Annotated in this window: 12 protein-coding genes; 10 read left to right on the plus strand and 2 right to left on the minus strand. The window is 40.9% G+C overall.

The features are described 5' to 3' along the window. Positions 1–23 precede the first annotated feature (23 nt). The 7 genes from AC1TO9_RS19160 (at position 24) to AC1TO9_RS19190 (ending at position 8,548) form a co-directional block, all read left to right on the plus strand. Entirely contained in the window at positions 24–932 is a 909-nt protein-coding gene (locus AC1TO9_RS19160; protein WP_482060192.1) for an aldo/keto reductase, read from the plus strand. 96 nt (positions 933–1,028) lie between these two features. Beyond that, entirely contained in the window at positions 1,029–1,769 is a 741-nt protein-coding gene (locus tag AC1TO9_RS19165; RefSeq protein ID WP_482056922.1) for an AzlC family ABC transporter permease, read from the plus strand. After that, a complete protein-coding gene (locus AC1TO9_RS19170) occupies positions 1,742–2,068 on the plus strand; it encodes an AzlD domain-containing protein (protein WP_482056921.1) in 327 nt (108 codons plus the stop codon). The genes AC1TO9_RS19165 and AC1TO9_RS19170 overlap by 28 nt, the downstream gene beginning before the upstream one ends. Before the next feature lie 50 nt (positions 2,069–2,118). Continuing rightward, positions 2,119–3,150, plus strand: a complete 1,032-nt coding sequence (locus AC1TO9_RS19175) for a peroxiredoxin family protein (protein WP_482060193.1) — start codon at positions 2,119–2,121, stop codon at positions 3,148–3,150. Between the two features lie 228 nt (positions 3,151–3,378). After that, on the plus strand, positions 3,379–4,515 hold the full coding sequence (locus AC1TO9_RS19180; protein WP_482060194.1) for an SGNH/GDSL hydrolase family protein: 1,137 nt from the start codon (positions 3,379–3,381) through the stop codon (positions 4,513–4,515). 49 nt (positions 4,516–4,564) lie between these two features. Then, positions 4,565–7,735, plus strand: coding sequence for a glycoside hydrolase family 2 TIM barrel-domain containing protein (locus AC1TO9_RS19185; RefSeq protein WP_482060195.1), 3,171 nt, complete (start codon positions 4,565–4,567; stop codon positions 7,733–7,735). 99 nt (positions 7,736–7,834) lie between these two features. Beyond that, positions 7,835–8,548, plus strand: coding sequence for a class I SAM-dependent methyltransferase (locus tag AC1TO9_RS19190; RefSeq protein WP_482060196.1), 714 nt, complete (start codon positions 7,835–7,837; stop codon positions 8,546–8,548). Positions 8,549–8,641: 93 nt separating this feature from the next. Here AC1TO9_RS19190 and AC1TO9_RS19195 read toward each other — a convergent pair whose 3' ends face one another. Next, positions 8,642–10,009: an aldehyde dehydrogenase gene (locus AC1TO9_RS19195; protein ID WP_482060257.1), complete on the minus strand. Its 1,368-nt coding sequence runs from the start codon at positions 10,007–10,009 to the stop codon at positions 8,642–8,644. A gap of 147 nt (positions 10,010–10,156) precedes the next feature. Here AC1TO9_RS19195 and AC1TO9_RS19200 point away from each other — a divergent pair, with 147 nt between their 5' ends. Together AC1TO9_RS19200 and AC1TO9_RS19205 are read left to right on the plus strand one after the other, a co-directional pair. Beyond that, complete coding sequence (locus AC1TO9_RS19200; RefSeq protein ID WP_482060197.1) at positions 10,157–11,200, plus strand: serine hydrolase domain-containing protein; 1,044 nt, start codon at positions 10,157–10,159, stop codon at positions 11,198–11,200. 52 nt (positions 11,201–11,252) lie between these two features. Further along, positions 11,253–11,762 (plus strand): hypothetical protein, encoded by a 510-nt coding sequence (locus tag AC1TO9_RS19205; RefSeq protein ID WP_482056915.1) that lies wholly within the window; start codon positions 11,253–11,255, stop codon positions 11,760–11,762. Positions 11,763–11,823: 61 nt separating this feature from the next. Here AC1TO9_RS19205 and AC1TO9_RS19210 read toward each other — a convergent pair whose 3' ends face one another. Beyond that, on the minus strand, positions 11,824–13,428 hold the full coding sequence (locus tag AC1TO9_RS19210) for a glycoside hydrolase family 43 protein (RefSeq protein WP_482060198.1): 1,605 nt from the start codon (positions 13,426–13,428) through the stop codon (positions 11,824–11,826). Between the two features lie 181 nt (positions 13,429–13,609). On the opposite strand from AC1TO9_RS19210, the gene AC1TO9_RS19215 reads away from it, so the two are divergent. Further along, positions 13,610–14,497: an AraC family transcriptional regulator gene (locus AC1TO9_RS19215; RefSeq protein ID WP_482060199.1), complete on the plus strand. Its 888-nt coding sequence runs from the start codon at positions 13,610–13,612 to the stop codon at positions 14,495–14,497. Positions 14,498–14,572: the final 75 nt, after the last annotated feature.

Consider the following 14,572-nt stretch of genomic DNA (forward strand, 5'->3'; position numbering starts at 1 on the left):
TAATGAAAAGAGGAGGAATTTAAATGAGACAATCAAAACTGGGATCATCCGATTTATGGGTAAGTGAAATTGGGTTAGGTTGTATGTCCCTAGGTACAGATGAGAGTTCAGCTATTCCATTAGTTCATGAAGCATTAGAAATGGGGGTTAACTTCCTAGATACGTCAGATCTGTATGACAATGGTCGTAATGAAGAAATTGTAGGCAAGGCCATTCAAGGGCGTCGTGATGAAGTGATCATTGCAACAAAGGTCGGAAATCGTCGTGTTCCTGGTCAAGACGGCTGGGTATGGGATCCCTCGAAGGAATATATTATTGCGGCTGTAAAAGAGAGTCTTAGACGTCTTCAATGTGATTATATTGATCTTTATCAGCTCCATGGGGGTACTTTAGAGGACCCAATAGAGGAAACCATCGAAGCTTTTGAACTGCTGAAGCGGGAGGGTCTCATAAGATCCTATGGCATATCCTCCATTCGTCCCAATGTTATTCGAGAATACATGTCACATTCAAGTATGGTTAGTGTCATGAGTCAATATAGTGTTCTAGATCGCCGACCAGAAGAAGAGGTACTATCATTATTAGTTGAGAATGACATGAGTATGATTGTTCGTGGACCCATAGCCAAGGGGATTCTATCCGAACGGGGGGACGAGAAGCTGAATAAAGGATATCTCAATCACACCCCAGACGAACTACGACTGATGCGTGTAAAGCTTCAATCATTGGTTCGTGAAGATAGAAGTATGGAGCAAATTGCGCTACGCTATGTGTTGTCTGACCCAGCCGTCGCGGTTACGATTCCCGGGGCGAGTTCATTGGAGCAACTACGTCATAATATTGGGGCTTGTGATGTAACTCCATTAACAGAAGAAGAAATAACTTTCATTCGCGAGCTTAGTAAAGCAAATCTTTACACAGAACATCGGTAATAATTAGAGATGAATTGTACATGGCAATTGAAGGCTTGCCTTTCGGCAGGCCTTTTCCTTTTTTTATGAATACAGCAGAATAAAGAGGTTGAGTAAATGGAATTAGAAATTCACCCTAGAGTAGGGCAGCAGGAAGATCGTTTCTGGCAAGGAGTAAAAGATTGTGTTCCTACACTACTTGGATACTTAAGCATAGGATTTGCCGCTGGTGTTGTAGGGAATACATCGGGGTTAAGCCTGACTGAAATCGCGTTAATGAGTGCATTACTCTATGCTGGATCAGGGCAATTCATCGCTGCTGGGATGATCGCGGCGAGTTCACCTATATCTGCTATTATCTTTACTATATTTTTCATCAATCTTAGACATCTACTACTTAGTGCGGCTATTGCTCCACATTTCAGAGGACAACCATTAAGGAACAATCTGCTAATAGGGGCACAATTAACGGATGAGACCTTTGGTGTCGCTATGAATCAGGTCGCGAAGGGTAAGCCATTAGGATATCGTTGGATGCTAGGGCTTAACATTACTGCCTATTTGAACTGGTTACTTGCAACGGTCGCTGGAGGATTACTTGGCAAATGGATCCCTAATCCTGAGGTATGGGGTCTTGATTTTGCTTTGCCAGCGATGTTTATTGGTTTACTCGTATTACAAATGAATAGTAGTAAGAAATTCGGCATTCAAATCATCGTAGCATTAAGTTCTGTATTGATCGTGATCGGGGCTAGTTATCTCATACCTGGAAGTATGGGCATTATCGTGGCTGCTGTACTAAGTGCTACATTAGGAGTTGTGTTTGAACGATGGACATCCGATGGAACATCCTCATAATCATATTGGGATCTGCACTTGTGACATTCATTCCTCGTGTTCTCCCGCTTGCTCTACTTAGTCGTATGAATATACCTAATGGACTCATCCGTTGGTTACAACATATTCCAATTGCAGTCATGGCTGCATTAATTGCACAAGAATTATTCATATCAGAAGGAAGATTCGCATTATATGATACCCGTCTTGAATGGTTAACGGCGATTCCTACATTTGCAGTCGCTATATTTACCCGCAGTTTACTAGGTACCGTTCTTGTCGGTCTGATATGTATGATGTTGCTTAGATGGGCGTTCTAACGATGATCTGACGTGGTATGATTTGCGTAGATCAGGAAGGAGTGGGGATTGTGAATGTTATACAGTTAGGACCATTGATGCTTAATTTTGAAATGCTCATATTCATATTGTCTACATTTACAGGTTACCTAGTGCTGAAATATCGTTTGCGCAAGGCAGAAGTTGAGCGGAATATGAGTGAGAAATTTGCTAATGCACTCATTCTTGGTTTTGTGATATGGAAAGGTAGCATCATTATTTTTGATCCCGTTTCAGTCATTCAATATCCGATGTCTTTGGTTTACTTCAATGGCGGGGACAAAGGGTTATGGTTGGCTGTATTCATTTCGTTATTATACTTATGGATTCGTACACGAAAAGACGGTACCTCCATCATGATGAATTTGGATGTATTGGGTGCAGGTTGGATCGTGGGTAGTAGTATAAATCATCTTTTAATATTAATAGTAGATCGCGAGAATTGGCTATTCCATCTATCATTTATTGGTGTGAATATCGGTTTGGTGATGTGGTATAAGAAGCCGGGCATGATGAGAAGAAATGGGATTGCAATCATAATCGTACTGATGTTGGTCGGTTGGGGAATATATGATTACGCGAAAAACAATATAGATCAAACCAATATCAATAACCTGCAGCAAACCGCAGAAAATATAGGCATAAAAAAAGGAAATACAGCACCTGAATTTGAATTACTTAATTTGAATGAGCAGCCAGTGAAACTATCAGATTTCCTTGGCAAAAAGGTAGTCTTGAACTTCTGGGCTACGTGGTGCCCACCATGCAGAGTTGAAATGCCACATATGGAGAGAATCTCTAATAACCATGAGAAAGATGTCGTGGTACTGTCTGTGAATTTAACACACACAGAAAAAAGTCAAGGTGGTGTTGCTGAATTTGTTGAGAAGTTCGGTCTGACTTTTCCTGTTGTATTGGATACAAAGGGTGATGTGGCAAATACATATCAAATCGTAGCTTACCCAACGTCTTATATCATTGATTCACAAGGTATTATTCAGGCCATATTTCAAGGTGCAATTAATGATGATATTATGGAAAAGGAATTATCCAAAATAAACTAGAGTTAAACTATAAGTGCGAGTTCAAAAAGTCGACTTTTCAGCACCAAGAAGATTGGATGAAGCAAGGGAGAGAGGAGCGGAGCGTAGGCAGTACCTACGTGAGCACCGGAAAGACCGGCTGAATTCAATATTCGATGTCGAATACGCCTCATGAGATACTTCGTGATCAAAAGATGGATTTTTGAACTTCCTCTAGTAAAATATTAAGGAGTGTGAATGATGGATTACATGAGTCAGAAACAATATGCATCTGTGACAGTTCAATCTACTGCTTCTAACTTTATTATGAATCGCGAAGAAGCATTTACTCATACCTACCGTACTTATATTAGACTAAGAGAAAATGGAGTACAGACGCTTAGATTTTGGCATAGCAACGCTGTTGACTCAACTTGGGATGATGGTGTAATTGCTTCTGCTAGTGATTTAGGTAGTGTGTGGATAATAGAAGCGGCTTTTGTGGGCGATGGTGGAGATCAGCCGAATGGTGATGTAGTTGAGGGGACGCAAGTACAGCTAACTTTTGAGGGGAGTTCTAACAGAATAGTTCAGCCGGGTGAAAAATTTTGGAGTGATGAAGTTCAGATTGAACTTCCTGAAGGACATTATCTGTCCTTTACATGGACGATATCAACTCATTCATCGGGTACAACAGTGCCGTATAACACGGAACAAATGCTAGTTACAGCTTATGACGCTCCTGGAAATTTAGCTCAGCAAGAGTCATCTGCTTCTTTTCAGCAATCAGAGAATCTATTAGTTGTGCCTAGCTTTATAGGATATAGGAAAGACGTGGACAAGCAGCTTATTTTCTTCGGAGATTCTATTACTCAAGGTGTCCGTACTGCAATAGATCAATATGAATATTGGGTAGCACGTATCGCGGATGAGCTCCCCGCATCGATCGGCATTTGGAATATTGGTTCTGGATGGGCGAGAGCCTATGATGCAGCAGATGATGGTTCTTGGCTAAATAAGGCACAACAAGGAGATGAGGTCGTGATCGCACTTGGTGTCAATGATCTTGATATAGGTAAACGGAGTGCGATACAACTTATGGCTGATTTAACAACGATTATTTCTAAACTTAAAGAACGAAACCCTTCGATTCAGATTATATTGTGTACCGTTCCTCCATTTAATTTCACGGGCACAGCAGAGATGGCTTGGCGTGAAGTGAATGAGCAGATTCGAGTGAATTCTCCTGCAGGGGTAGATCGTGTATTCGATATTGCTGAAGTGTTATCACTAGAAACACCTAATGATCATTTAGTGAATCCGGAATATATGAGTTCTATCTATGACCCTCATCCTAATGGTGTAGCAGGTAAAGCAGTAGCGGAAGCTTTTCTGAAATGGTATTAACTTGATTAATGTTTAATGATATTAATTAACTTTGCGGAGGGTTAAAAAGATGAAACTACGTAACGATTGGGAGAACCAACATATTCTACATATCAACCGAGAAGCCATTCACGTACCATTGGGTTCATATGAAAACGAAGACATGGCTGCTACTTGTGATCGAGAAATATCGAAATATGTTAGCCAATTAGATGGTGAATGGTCGTTTCGTTTATTTGGTAATCCTAATGAAGTGCCAGAGGACTTCTATCAAGATGGATTCGATACGACTACTTGGGCGATGATTACAGTTCCTGGAAATTGGGAAATTCAGAATTATGGAACTCCTATTTATACAAATTCTATGTATCCTTTTAATATGTCCGATCCTTCAGGACCACATCTTCAGACACCTAGTTCACAACCTGATCAGCCTTGGCCTGGAGGGATGTACAATACACTTAAACCACCTTTTGTACCTAAACAGAATCCGACTGGTTGCTACATAACTAATTTCAATGTTTCTGAAGACTGGGATGAACGCGATATTTTTATCCAATTCGGAGCTGTGGAATCAGCCTTCTATCTATGGATTAATGGGGAAAAGGTAGGTTATTCACAAGACAGCAAGTTGCCAGCCGACTTTAATATCACTCCATATTTGCGAGATGGAAGTAATCGGCTTGCAGTTCAAGTCATGCGCTGGAGTGATGGTTCCTATCTTGAAGATCAAGATTACTGGCATCTATCCGGAATTCAGCGCACGGTAGTCTTATATAGTAAGCCACGACATCATATTCGTGATTTCAAAGTGCTGGCCTTACTCGATGACGATTATCGCGATGGTGAGCTGATTATTTATTGTCACACGAATAAGCGAGAAGGCTTTGCTGATTATAAGGTCCGTGCCAAACTACTAGATGTTTCTGGTAAGCTTTGTATACCCGAGATCATTGCTCAAGTTTCCCCCGGATCACCTATGTATGTACGTAAACCATTTATTGAGGAAGAAGGAGCTGCCTTATTGATGGGGGTGGTGCCGGCACCGAATCAATGGACTGCTGAAACTCCTAATTTATATACACTTTTACTTACTTTGATTGATCCAGACGGTAATGAAATTGACCATGAGAGCTCCAAGGTTGGTTTCAGAAGAGTCGAGAAAACGCCGGAAGGTGTCATCACTCTAAATGGTAAACGTCTTGTCGTGAGAGGTGTCAATCGACATGAGCATCATCCAGATAGAGGAAGAGCTATAACGAATGAGTGGATGCGTGAAGAAATTATAGCTATGAAAAAGTTGAACTTCAACGCTGTCCGTACGAGTCATTATCCGAATGATCCAATTTGGTATGATCTTTGCGACGAGTTGGGCATGTACTTAGTCGATGAGGCCAACTTAGAAACACATGGCATTCAGGCCCAGCTATCCAAAGATCCTGAGTGGGCTTCCGCTTACTTAGATCGGGCCGTTCGAATGGTCATGCGAGATAAGAATCATCCTAGCATTCTGTTCTGGTCTCTTGGTAATGAGTCGGGCGCTGGGATGAATCTCGCTGCCATGGCGGGTTGGATACGCTACTACGATCCCTATCGATTGGTTCAATATGAAGGTCAAGACCCGAATGCACTTATAACTGATATTCGTGTTCCCATGTATCCGACGATGGAATGGGTAGAAGAGATCATGTCAGATACGGTGGATAAGCGGCCAATGATCATGTGCGAATACGCTTACGCTAAAAGTAATAGTAACGGTAATGTGGATGAGTTCTGGGAGTATATAGACAAGTATCCCCGTTTTCAAGGTGGCTTCGTTTGGGATTGGGCAGATAAAGCAATCACAATACAGCGGGAAGATGGAACTTCCTATTGGGCTTACGGTGGAGCGTTTGGTGAAGAGGTTGTAGATCCTGTACCTGACATGTGCCTCAATGGTATCGTATTTCCCGATCTAACGCCTAAACCCGCTGCCCTTGAGCTCAAAACCGTCCAAGCACCAATATCTATTACATCTGTGGATCTTCGCAATGGAATCCTTCGAATAAACAATAAATATCTGGTGCTTTCATTAGATCATATAGAAATCTCTTGGAGTGTTACTGAGAATGGTATTCTTATGGAGGAGGGACAAATATTAGTAGGCGACCTGCTCGCAAGTTGTTCCGAGAATCTAACGATTCCTTTTACTCTTCCGACTGGAAAAGGGAACGCAGAATACTTCTTGAACCTTTCTTGCAGACAGATGGATGCAACAGCTTGGTCACCAATAGGCCATGAAATTTATGCTGTTCAGTTCGAACTTCCTGTCAGTGGAGACATTACTCAGATAGAAACTAATACTAGAGCAGAGATGGAACCTATTATCGCTTCAATAAACACTACAACTCTTCATTTGAGGAATAGTCAATTGGATATTGGATTCGATCTTGTGGAAGGAGAATTCTCAACCTATCGTTGGAAGGGACGTGATCTAATCCTCTCCGGCTTAAATGAGAATTATTTCAGGGCACCTACCGGTATCGATGAAGCTTGTGGAGGTTCTAGCTCCATTGCCGCGGAATGGATAGAGGCAGGTATAGATCGACTGCAACGAACCGTTACTCGTATCTCCCATTATGCTGTTCAAGATGATGGAGTGTATTGCATTGAGACTGAAATCCGGTATCAGGGTACCGAGCCATCTCAGTGGCTCGATAGTATGCTTCGGTTTACGATTTCTGGAGACGGATCAATGAATGTAGAGAATACGGTTATGGCTAGCAAAGCGCTACCCATTCTCCCAAGAATCGGTGTTTCACTTTCACTTCCAGGGTCATTGAATCAATTCGAGTGGTTTGGGAGAGGTCCGCATGAGAACTATGCTGACCGTAAGAAGTCTGCGCTTGTAGGACTTTATTCCAGTACCGTACAAGAACAGCATGTTCCTTATATTCTACCTGTAGAATGTGGAGGAAAGGAAGATGTTCGTTGGTTCTCATTAACTGATCCCAATGGATTCGGAATGAAAGTAACAACAAAACGACCGCTTCATATGGATGTGCATCACAATAATGTTGAAGATTATACCCATGCTAAATATACTCATGACCTACCATTGCGGAATGAAGTCTATGTCAATATCGATCATGTCCATTCAGGACTCGGTGGAGATACGGGTTGGACGAAAAATATTCATGAAGAATACAAAGTATACCCAGCGTTCTATAGCTATCAGTTTGCCATCAAACCGATAGACTGAAGGATCTGAAATGAGTATAGTGATTCCCGTCCTTTTTTTGCGACGGGTTTCTTTATATTTATATTTACATTTGCCAATACTTCATAATGAGGTGATGAAATGGATCAAGCGGATTTTGAAGAAGCCCGTAAGGCGGAAGCTATCTACCATAATGAGCTTTACAGTGATCACGAAATATTCGAATCGGGTACGTGGATGTCCAAGCCCAATGCCATGGTCATGGTGTTGCTAGATCGTTTACTAGAATACAAGGATCACGTGAATGTTCTGGATCTTGGCTGTGGTGCGGGCCGTAATACGATTCCGCTTGCTATACGTCTTAAGGAGACGGCAAGCCGAGTGCTTGGTATTGATCTATTAGGTGAAGCAGTAGATAAGCTACGTGAGAATGCCGATAAATACGGCGTAGCTGAGATCATCGAAGTCGAAGAGGGCGATGTCGAGCATACGAGTATAGCAGGTAACTTTTATGATTATATTGTGGCATGTGGCTGCCTAGAGCATGTCAGTTCAGAAGAGGCATTGGTTATGGTACTTGAACGAATGAAGTTAGGGACTGTGATGGGTGGCATTCACTGTATCACGATCAATACGGAGGTATCAGAGGTGGAATCGGAATCAGGTCGGAAGCGGGAACCGTTAATTGAACTAAATCTATCAACGAAGAGAGCTACCGCACTTCTTGAGGAAATGTACGCAGACTGGAACATACTTGAGCATACAACGATCATGCATTCGATTGACGAACACAAATATGATGTACCGACACAATTTCGAAGTCATTGCATATCTTTTGCCGTGCAGAAAGTATAACGGTCGCTAGCTCATCATAACCATATGTTAAACACGCCGATTGAATAGATCTAGTTATCTAGCCAGTCGACGTGTTTTTTTACAAAGATAAGGTTACTTCAATAATTTTCTTACCCATTTGAGTTTATCTCCATAAGGAGGGAAGACGATCTTAATATCCATCCCAGTGCTTTTCTTCAGAATGCTTTTAGTGTGGGAGAAGGTATCAAAGCTGTATTTACCATGATAAGCACCGATCCCAGCATTCCCTACACCTCCAAAAGGAAGATTCGTATTAGCAACATGGGATATCGTATCGTTAACACATCCACCTCCGAAGGAAACTTGACTCAACACCTGGTGTTCGACATTACCTTGTTCCGTAAATAAATATAAGGATAACGGTTTTGGACGACTATTTATCATCTTAATAGCATCATCTAACTCGCGGTACTCCATGATCGGTAGAATTGGACCGAATATTTCATCTTGCATAGCGGCATCTGACCAAGATTCCGTAGCTAGAAGAGTTGGCTCAATATACAGATCTTCCTGAACGGAGCTACCTCCAAACACAATATTTGCATGATCCTTGTCTAGTATAGAAGTCAAACGCTCAAATTGACGGTCATTAACGATTCTTCCATAATCGCTACTTAATTTGGCATCCTTACCATAGAAACTCGTAATAACTGTTTTCATTTCACTTATCAACGATTGTTTGATGTCTGCATGCACGAGAACATAATCAGGGGCAATACAAGTCTGACCTGTATTTATCAGCTTACCCCAAATAATACGCTTAGCCGCTAATTTAATATTTGCTGTCTGATCCACAATAACCGGGCTTTTCCCACCCAGTTCTAACGTTACGGGAATGAGATTGTTAGCCGCAGCCTGCATGACAATTTTGCCAACAGCCACGCTTCCTGTGAAAAATATGTAATCAAAAGAGGTATGGATCAGGATGGACGTTGTATCTTTATCACCTTCAATTACCCGAATATAGGCCTGATTAAATGTATCTTCTATCATCTCTTTAATGACAGCAGAGACGGTAGGGGTATTCTCAGAAGGCTTCAATACGACACAATTTCCAGTAGCGATAGCGCCGATAAGCGGTTCAATAAGGAGTTGGAAAGGATAGTTAAACGGGCCAACAATTAAGACGGTCCCATAGGGCTCTTTCATAATATAGCTCTTGGACGGGAACTGATGTAGCGGTGTCTTTACTTTCTTGGGTTTCATCCATTTCTTCAAATGCTTCATCGTGTGACCAATACTGCTCAGGGCAAAGCCAATTTCCGTTGCATAAGCTTCAAACTCGCTTTTCCTCAAATCTTGATATAGCGCGGAGATGATCAGCTTTTCATAGACTTTAATAGCTTCTTTCAGTTTGCTTAATTGTTGTAGCCGGAATTGAATATCACGGGTCTGACCACTATGGAAAAACTGATGATGCTCATGCAAATAATCCTCCATACGGTCAGTTGTTAGAACCTCCAATTAAAACGCCTCCATATTATATTTATATATTTACGATATACATCCATATTTACTTGTAGTAAGGTGAAAATAAAGAAAGTAGATGAAGTAGTGTTGGTATCATTATAGGCGAAAGGAGAACTTATGGAAATCCGTAGAATACAAAAGCTTGAAAAAATCTTCAATAAAGCGACAAATTCGAATCAGATCCATGACGGAGTTTTATTTGTGGAGAACATGAGCGGCGATTTCTCATACGGGAGGGGATACGGGGGTAAGGAATTAGACTCCCCAGTACTTATGGCGAGCATTACAAAGCTGTTCACCACCGCCTGCATTCTCGCTTTACATGAACAGAGCAAGCTGTCCCTTGACGATAAGATCACAAAGTATTTTGACAACACAGTGTTAAGTGGCCTACATATTTATCGTAATAAGGAATATTCCTTTGACTTGACGATATCCGATTTGCTATTTCAAATAAGCGGATTGCCAGATGTGTTTGAAGAAGGAAATGATAGTGCTAAGAACCGTGCCGTCCATGAGGATTATCACACTTCCTTCGACGAGATGGTGGGATTAGTAAAGAAGTTAAAGCCACACTTTGCACCTCGTACCTTGCAAAAAGCTTATTACGCTGATATCAACTTTGACATGCTAGGTGAAATCATTGAAAAGGTAACCAATGCAACATTGGCAGAAGCATATAAGCAATTTATATTTGAACCATTAGCACTAACAAGCACATATCTCCCTGAAAGCGAAAATGACTTTGTGCCGAATATCTATTATAAAAACAAAGTAATCCATCGCCCTAAATTTATTATGAGTAGCCGTGCAAGTGGCGGATGTATCACGAGTGCTCGAGAATTGATGATATTTATGAAGGCTTTCTTTGGAGGTACGCTATTTAATAAAGCTATTTTCGATAAGCTGCCCTTACGTAATAAGCTTCAAGCTTCAATGGGACCTATTTATTATGGTAGTGGGTATATGAGAATTCCGCTAAATGGGGCTATCACGCTTTTTACGGGAAAAGGGGAGTTAATGGGACATTCTGGTTCAACAGGCTCGTTTGCCTTTTACTATCCCATCAAAGATTTGTTTTTTGTAGGAGATCTAAACCAGCTGGGAAATGCTTCACTTCCTATTAGACTATCCATGAAACTTGCAATGATGACGAAATAAATATAGCTTATCGCCAGCAGTAATAAGAAACTTGGATTAGGGGATATGAATAATGGGAGGTAAAAAGTTTGCCTTTGGGGGATTAATTGTCGTGATCATTTTATCCGTATTCTTTTATGTGGCCCCTTTAAAAGAAAGCAAAGAAATAAAAGCGTTCTACAGTAAGCTGGGAGTTCATTTACCTAAAGATACAAGTATCTTGTTCAGTGATAGCTCTTATGGGCCGCTAGGTGATGGTTACCATCTATATATTTACCAGCTTAACTCTAAAGAAGAGATGAAGGGATTATTAAGTCAAGTACCATTGAGGAACTGGTTTGAACTACCTTTACCTACAGAAGTAAGTGGTCCTCTATTAAAAAACATTAGGGGAATTACAAATCCTGAAATAGCTGATCTTTTACCTCTTGAAGCAACCAATGGGTATTATGTTATGAAAAACAATCGTACTAATGCTTTAATTACGAGTAGAGATGTATTTGATCCTAGTTATCATGATGTATTCATTGGAATTGCCGATTTGGAAAATAATAAAATATACTGTTTTGAATATAACTTGTAACTAAAGAAGATTTCACGAAAAAAGGCTACCGATGATCATCGGTAGCCTTTTCAAACCCGTATTAGTTTTTATAAGTAAAGTAATCAAAGTCAGCATGAAGGTTCTGCCCCGAAGTATCCTGGCACTGCATCCCTACGAAAGCACCCGTAAAGAATCCTCCACCTTCAATATAATCATCCGATAGTTTATACGATTCGAATTGAACAGGGATGGCCGTCCAGTTCGTTCCGTCAAAGGAATAATGATATTGGTACATATTTATACTCACATTAACACGTAGATACACGTACTCCACATGATCAGGAATAACAATTTCCTGGCCTTGGAGAGGTTGAGCAAAGGAGAAGTTATCGCATGTCATCAATTCAAGTATTCTTCCTTTGTCTTCATTCCAAGTAATCTGGCAAGATGTCCAGTTCCGAGTATTATAGTAATTCACTAATCCTGCTGATTGTTGAAAAGTAGTAGGGTTGAACGCAACCTTTGTCTCAGCTGTGAAAGTAAAGTCCTGCCAACGTCTAGCCACAAAAGCTTGTGTGAATTTGGAAGTTAAAGATTCCTTTCCATATAGACGTAAATGCCCAGGGTTATCTTTCAGAGAGAGGATATGCTCTCCTAATGGAATCCGTAAATTTTGAAAGTGTAGATTTAGAACTTCATCGTCAAAATTATCTTGTATCGGGAAATCTCTATCCCATTTCACTTCTTCGATCTTCGGACCTTCAATTTGATCAGAAGGTTTGTTACCTCCTACGACATATGGCCAACCATCGTTCCATTCAAGTCTTTGAATCGCTGTCTCACGCCCAAGTGGACAGAAACCACGAGGATCTAGAAGAGGTTGACTCTCTTTTGGCAATGGTCTTCCTGTCAAATGTACCAAGAACCATTCGTCGGTGTGTGTTTGAACAATCGATGCATGTCCTGCTTTTTGCAGAGCAATACGTGGATGCGCAAAAGAAGAGATTAACGGATTCTCTGGATGGAGTTCGTAAGGACCTTTTAAATCCTTCGAACGTGCTATCGTCGCTTGATGCTCATACTTTGTACCGCCCTCAGCGGTCAGAAGATAATAATAATTATTTATTTTATACAAATGAGGTGCTTCGGTCAGCATGATGTCGGTACCTTTAAAAATAATTTCCGCTTTACCTACAAGTTTACGCTCAGTGGCACTGTATTCTTGCAAAGCAATACCATAGAAATTATGATGACCAATACGGTGATCCCAATTCATGTTGACCAAGTATTTCTTCCCGTCTTCATCATGGAATAGGGAGGGATCGAATCCAGAGCTATTCAAATAGATTGGGTCTGACCAATCGCCATCAATGGTATCGCAATTCGCCAAGTAATTATGACAATCCTTCCATTGACCTTCGACAACTTTCACATCGGTATAGATAAGCCAGAATTGCCCATCACTATAGGATAGTTGAGGGGCCCAAATCCCACCCGAATCCGGATTCCCCATCATATTTAATTGACTCAAACGAGTTAAAGGTCTTGAAACTAAACGCCAATTGTTAAGGTCTTTGGAATGGTAGATACCCACTCCAGGGAACCATTCGAACGTAGATACCGCAATATAATAATCTTCTCCTACACGGCAAATGCTGGGATCGGCATTAAATCCCGTTAAAATCGGATTTTGAATGATAGTCATAATTCTTCTCCTTTTACCCATCCTTGCAACCTCCCATAATAAGCGGTCTTGGGTTATAATAAGGTTATTATATCAATGTTGTTAAGATGATCCTATATCCATAACAAGCATGAATTTACCCAAATCAATCACCTGATTGTTAATGTCGTGAAATATAAATATAAGATAAAGAGGCGGTATTATGGAAGCGGTGTATGAGCGACAAGCCACAGAATATATGTTGCCAGATATGGATTCAACCTTTAAAGTATTTGCAGCACATTGGCGGACTGTGGAACAAGATTGGGCATATCCAAGTCACACACATCCAATGTTTGAGGTAAATCTCGTATTATCTGGAACACAAGAGATGGTCGTTAATCGGGAGATTTATGTGCAGAGGGCTGGTGATCTATTACTATTAAACCCAGGTGATATTCATGAGAGTAGAGTCGTTGGTGACGAAAAGATGACTTATTACTGTCTTCACTTCGATGTGGATGAGCGAGCATTCCGTGAATTATTATGTCAAAATACCCAATGCTTTTATACGTCAGATAGTGATCTAGCGCATGCAATCCGACCTGCGCTTGATAAGTTAATTACATTAACTATCGAGGAAGCCATCGTACGTGTGGAGTCTAGAATGAAAGCTTTATCTATGTTATTCGAGCTGTTTGCGGCGATTAGTGGTCATTTATCCAAACAAGGAAGCGAAAGTACATCCGGATCACGCATGTCCCAGGCAGCATCTAATATAGCTACGAGACTAGAGCGTACTGTGAATGAGACAGCTGACGGGTTCAGGGAGAGAAGTGACACAGAATCCGTTGCATCCATTGCCAAAGAGCTGGGTTACAGCATGTCATCCGTAAATCGAATGTTTAATCACGTCTTCGGGATGTCCCCACGTCAATATCTATCAACGTTAATGTTGAAGAAAGCCAAACTATTACTGATGGAACCAGAACTTACGATTGAATTAATCTCTATCAAGTTGGGATATCGTGACATTGCTCATTTCAGTAGACAGTTCAAACGATGGACAGGAGAATCACCAGGCAAGTTCCGTGACCGTTTCTACAAATAGTTGAACAGCATTTCACAACAGAAATAGACACTTCTTATATGCTACAATAAGCTCATAAGTGTTGCAGTATAATTA

Source organism: Paenibacillus sp. Y916, from assembly GCF_056786435.1.